The organism is Arthrobacter sp. 05N425 (assembly GCF_056397125.1).
The window spans coordinates 1-5,568 of the sequence record NZ_JBFTMU010000026.1 but is presented as its reverse complement, the minus strand read 5'-3'; the positions used below and the strand labels follow the sequence as shown (position 1 = coordinate 5,568).

General features: G+C 68.8%; 2 protein-coding genes. Both read left to right on the top strand.

Annotation, left to right across the window (positions count from 1 at the left end):
• The coding region (locus tag AC1DGE_RS16855; RefSeq protein ID WP_476917865.1) for an Ig-like domain-containing protein at positions 1 to 5,175 on the top strand (5,175 nt) is incomplete at its 5' end.
• 150 nt (positions 5,176 to 5,325) lie between these two features.
• Positions 5,326 to 5,568 (top strand): hypothetical protein (locus AC1DGE_RS16850; RefSeq protein ID WP_476909813.1); only part of this gene is annotated, 243 nt, incomplete at its 3' end.

Below are 5,568 nucleotides of genomic sequence, written 5' to 3'. Positions count from 1 at the left end.
GTGGATGTGCCGAAGGCGTCCGCGTCGCCGTCGTATGTGTTCCGGGTGAACCGGGATGTGGTGGTGCTCAATGATGTGAATTCGGGCAATGTGTGGCTGGTGAACCAGAACATGCAGCTGGTGAACAACTGGGACGACGTCATCCCGCCGCAGCAGACCTCGGACGACGCGGACAAGGACTCCGCCGACGAGGTGCAGCAGACCGTCCTGCCGGACCGCACCAAACCCAACAGCCCGCCGGTCGCCAAAGCCGACACCTTCGGGGTCCGCGCCGGCAAGACGACCATCCTTCCCGTGCTGGACAACGACACCGACCCCGACGGCGACATCCTCACCGTCCGGTCGCCGGAGCCGCTCAAATCCGGGCTGCTCGCACCGATCTACGGCGCCACCGGCTTCCAGGTCAGCGTGGGCGCGGACAAGACCGGTACGGAAACGTTCAAATACACGGTCGACGACGGCCGCGGCCTCTCCGCCTCCGCCGACGTCACGCTTAACATCGTCCCGCCCGGGGAGAACTCCGCCCCGCGGCAGAAACCGAACAGGAACACCACACTCGTAGTCCAGGCCGGCAAAGCGGTCAGCCAGAACATCCTCACCGACTGGACCGACCCCGACGGCGATGACGTGTTCGTCGTCGGCGCTGCAAGCAGCGACCCCCGCGACCAGGTGAAAGTCCGGCCCGACGGCCTGCTCAGCTTCCAGGACTCCGGCTCCGAACCCGGCCGCAAGACCGTCACCGTCACCGTCTCCGACGGCCGGTCCACGGCCGAAGGCAAGGTCACCGTGGAGGTGCGCCCGCCAGGAGCCCTGCCGCCGATCGCGAACGCGGACCACCTCGTGGCCGTCGCCGGCGTGGACACCGTGATCGCCCCGCTCAAAAATGACTCGGACCCGCAGGGCGGGGCGCTCCGTCTCGCCCAGGCCACCCCGGACGGCAACTCCACCGCCACCATGGGCGCCGACCAGCAGACCTTCACCTTCAACTCCACCGCCCTCGGCGCACACTACGTCTCCTACCTCGTCACGAACGGGCCGGCCAGCGCCCAGCAGCTGGTCCGGGTCGACGTCGTCCCCGGCGGCGGCGACGGAGCACCGGTCGCGGTCCGCGACACCGCGCTGTTGCCGGCCGGCGGCAGCGTGCTGGTGGACGTCCTCGGCAACGATTCGGACCCCTCCGGCGGCGTCCTGGTGGTCCAGTCCGTGACCGCCGCCGATGGACTGCCGCTCAGCGTCGCCGTCCTGGACCACTCCGTCGTCCGGATCACCGACCTCCGCGCCCAGGGCCAGCTCAACGTCAAGTACACAATCTCCAACGGCAAGTCCTCCGCGAGCGGCGAGATCGCCGTCCTGGTCGTCCCCGCGCCGTCCAAGCTGCAGGCGCCGCAGGCCAAACCCGACGAGGCAACCGTCCGTGCGGGCGACGTCGTCACCATCCCGGTGCTGGAGAACGACACCGACCCCAACGGCGGCAAGCTCACCCTCGAACCGGTGCTGGCCCAAAAGCCGGACGCCGCCGACGGCCGCACCTTCACCGCCGGCCAGACGCTGCGCTTCATCGCCGGCGAGGTGCCGAAGACGGTCTACGCGATCTACAAGGTCACCAACGCCTCCGGACAATCCGACTCCCAGCAGGTGTCCATCCGGATCCGGGCCCGCGACGACGAACGCAACACCCGCCCCGAACCGAAGAACCTGACCGCCCGCGTGGTGGCCGGCATGACGGTCCGCATCCCGGTGCCGCTCGACGGTGTGGACACCGACGGCGACTCTGTGCAGCTGACGGGCGTGGACAAGGCCCCCGCAATGGGCACGGCCGTGGTCAAGGACGGCTACCTCGAATTCACCGCCGCCGGCAACGCCGCCGGCACGGACACCTTCAGCTACCGCGTCCGGGACCGGATCGGCGCCGAAAACACCGGCACCGTGATCGTCGGCATCGCGCCGCGGGAAATCAATAACCAGAAGCCGATCGCGGTTGACGACGCCGTGGACGTCCGGCCCGGCCGCAAGATCGCCGTCGACGCCCTCACGAACGACTCGGATCCCGATGGGGACCCGATCAGCCTGGTGCGCAACGGCTTCGAGGCCCGCCCGGAGCTCGCCGTCGAGCCGGCCGACGGCGGCAAGGTGCTGCTCACAGCGCCGGGCGCCGCGGGCAACGAGAGCGTCAGCTACAAAATCCAGGACGACAAAAAAGCCCAGGGCAGCGCCGTGATCCGGGTCCGGGTCAGCCCGGATGCAACCCTTAAGGCCCCTCTCGCGAAAGACGACGTGGTCACCCCGGCGGAGACCCTCGGCAAGTCCGCCGTCGACGTCCCGGTCCTGAAGAACGACGCCGACCCCGACGGCGTCGCCGCAGAACTCAAGATCGGCCTGCCGGACGGCAATCCGAACGCGCGCGTGGCCGGCGACGGGACCGTCCGGGTGGCCCTCGCGCCGAAGGACCAGCTGGTTCCCTACACCGTCACCGATGTGGACGGCCAAAGCGCGACGGCGGTCATCTGGGTCCCCGGCCAGGGTGAACAGCACCCCACCCTGGCCCGGACCGAGGCCGTGGAGGTGATGGCCGGCAAGGAAATCACCCTGGACCTGGGCGAGTACGTCCGCGTCAGGGAAGGCCGTACGCCGCGGATCACCCAGGTGGACAAGGTCAAGGTCCAGGGCGCCGAGCCGGACAACGTCGTGGCCGGCAACGGGAGTAAGCTGCGTTACGCCGCCCTCAAGGACTACGTGGGCCCGGGCTCGGTCACCTTCGAGGTCACCGACGGCAGCGGACCCGAGGACCCGGCCGGGCTGAAGTCCACGCTCAGCATCATCACCAAGGTCATCCCGGACCCGAACGCCAACCACCCGCCGACGTTCAGCGGCGCCACCCTTGAGGTGCCGAAGGCCGAGTCCGCGAGCCTGGAACTGGGCAACCTGGCCAAGGACGTCGACGCCGGCGACCAGGACAAACTTAAATTCGAACTCGACGGAACACTCCCGGAGGGCTTCAAGGCCACGCTTGACGGCGCCACCCTGAAAGTCACCGCAGACTCCGCCAAGGCCGCGGGCTGGAAGGGCAGCATCCCGCTCAAGGTCACCGACGGCCGCTCCGATCCTGTCCGGGCCACGGTGGCGGCCACCGTCACGGCCTCAAACCGGCCACTGCCGGTGGCGAACGAGGACGTCGTGGAGAAGGCCAACGCCGGCAAGGCGGAGACCGTCAACGTCCTCGCCAACGACTTCAACCCCTTCTCCGACACGCCGCTGCGGATCGTGGCCGCCACCGTGGAAACCGGCTCCGCGGCCGGGCAGCCCGCGGTGGCCGGGGACTCCATCACGGTCACCCCCGCCGGCGGCTTCAAGGGCGTGATGGTGGTCCGCTACACCGTCATGGACAAGACCGGGGACCTCTCCCGGCAGACCGACGGCCGCGTCCGGATCACCGTCCGGGACAAGCCCGACGCCCCGTCCGCGCCGAGCGCAACGGACGTCCGCAGCCGGACCGCCGTGCTCAAGTGGACGCCGCCGTCGGACAACGGTGCCGCCATCACCAAGTACACGGTGCGCTCCGGCAACGGCTTCAGCCAGGATTGCGCCACCACCACGTGCACCCTCAGCGGACTGACCAACGACGTCAAGTACGTCTTCACCGTCACCGCCACCAACGAGGTGAAGGAATCCGATCCCTCGCCGGCCTCCAACGAGATCCGGCCGGATGAAAAGCCCTCGCCGCCGGAGGCCCCCACCGTCAAGGCCGGGGACAAGAACATGGTGATCGCCTGGCCCGCGGCGAAGACCGAGGGCTCCGCGGTGAAGAACTACAACCTGGAGATCTCGCCGCCGCCGGCCAGTGGAGTCGCCGTGAAGAACGGCGTGACCGGCCTGAACTACACCTGGCCGGCCCTGACCAACGGCGTGCGCTACAAGGTGCGCGCCCAGGCCGTGAACGAGCTCGGCCCCTCCGACTGGGGACAGTACTCCGCCGAGGACAACCCCGCCGGCGTCCCGGCCGCCCCGGGCGCGCCGACGACGTCGGTGGCCTCCGCCGTCGGCACCTCCAACCAGCTCAAGGTGGACTGGGATGAGCCAAACACCAACGGCGACGCGATCAAGAACTACTACGTCACGATGAGCGGCGGCGGCGGCGCGGACCAGACCCAGACCGTGGCCGGCACCGTGCGGACGGCGAACTTCACCGCCAACAACTCGGAAGCGTCCTATACCTTCACCGTGCAGGCCGAAAACAAGGCAGGCAAGGGCTCCGCCAGCGCGGCCTCCGCGCCGCGCCGCGCCACCGGCAAGCTCAGCCGGGTCTCCGGCGTGAGCGCCGCCGAGGCCAACACCGGCGGCGCCGGTCGGGCCGTCACCATCAACTTCCGTGAGCTCACCGCTGCGGAACGCAACGGCTCGGCCTACTCCGAGGTGAGTTACACCTACCGAGCCAGCACCGGCCAATCCGGGCCGATCAGGCCCGGCCAGACCGTCGGCGGGTTCGCCAACGGCGCCGCCACCACCGTCACGGTGACGGCCAACTCGTCCGTCGCGCCCAGCTCGGACGCCAGCACCGGGGCTAACGCGAACCCTTACGGCTCACCCGGCACCCCGTCGGCCTCCGGCACCAACGGCGCGGAAAACCAGCGGAACCTGACGTTTAACTGGGCCTCGCCGGATGCCGGGAGCCACGACATCGCCTACACCCAGATCAAAATCGACAACGGCGGCTGGGAACGGGTGGGCCCCTCGGGAAGCCGGACGGTCAACACCGGCGGCTTCAATGAACGGCACACGATCCAGGTCCAGACCGTCAACTCGCGCGGCACCGGCGGCCCGCTCGCCTCGGCGTCGGCCCAGTCCGGGGCAGAGAAGACGCGCTGGTCCACCAGGCTGAACTCCGGCATGGACCGCAGCTGCACCGACCTGCCGGGCGCCACCTCCTACGACCCGCAGAAATTCACCTGCGACGGCAAGAGCGGCTACGACCGGCCGTGGATGTCCCACTTCGACAGCTTCGACGTGATGTGCTGGAAGCCGCACGGCACCACCTACAGCGGCGACGGCCAGTGGTACTACATCATGCGCGGCTCACCGAACCAGACCCGCTGGATCCAGTCGCTGCACACCACCATCGGGTCGCCGGCACAGAGCGGCGTACCACTGTGCACCTTCCCGACAGGAGCCACGCCATAACCCGCCCCGGGCCCCGGCCGTCACCCTCCGCCGGGCAGTCCTCCCCATCGCGCTGCCGGAGATCGTTGGGTAGGCTGTCGCGGGAAGTGGGGGAGCGGTCTCGGGTCCGCCGGGGGAACCACCACACAATTTTGAAGGAAAGCTAACGCTGTGACACGTCTTTTCGCCACGCTGGGTGCCAGAAAGCCGGGTTCCACGAAACCGCGATCACGCACGCGCCGCAAGTTCGCCACGGCCACGTCGTTTGTGGCTGCTGCTGCGGTGTTGGTGACGGGGGCCATCATCTATCCGGGGTTTAAGACTGCTGAGGTGGAGTTGAACGATGGTGGTGTGTGGGTGGTGTCGAAGGCGAAGAATGCGGTGGGGCGGTTGAATTATCCGTCGCGGGTGTTG